This window comes from Chryseobacterium cupriresistens (assembly GCF_046614675.1).
Classification (GTDB): Bacteria; Bacteroidota; Bacteroidia; order Flavobacteriales; family Weeksellaceae; genus Chryseobacterium; species Chryseobacterium cupriresistens.
This window is the reverse complement of sequence record NZ_JBKKJT010000030.1, coordinates 1-331: the sequence shown is the minus strand read 5'-3', so window position 1 is coordinate 331 and position 331 is coordinate 1. Positions and strand designations below refer to the sequence as shown.

Sequence of the window (331 nt, the reverse complement as noted above, 5' to 3'; positions counted from 1 at the left end):
AGACCCAGTAGCAGCTGGGTGGCCCCCTTGCCTACGGATGGTAGCAGCCATTGCCGTACTGACAAAGGATGCAGGCAAGCTAACCATGGGACAGCCACTAGTCATTCTGGCCCCCCATGCAGTAGAGGCACTAGTCAAACAACCCTTAAGCAGAATTTCTGTCATCATGGACAGCACGGAACGGGTGAAGCTGCGCCAGTTCTGCTCACTGCCGGTCAGCATCGCCGCCATATTCTGTGCAATACCATCAAAGGTCTGCGTGGCTGCACTTTTTACCTGCGACATACTGTCCGTGGCGCTCTCTTCCCACTCACTCCAGCCGGACTTCAGG

General features: G+C 55.9%; 1 protein-coding gene. It reads right to left on the bottom strand.

From position 1 onward, the window contains the following. A partial coding sequence (locus ACLI50_RS22530) for a phage tail tape measure C-terminal domain-containing protein (protein ID WP_432205880.1) occupies positions 1 to 285 on the bottom strand: 285 nt, incomplete at its 3' end. Between the last annotated feature and the right edge of the window lie 46 nt (positions 286 to 331).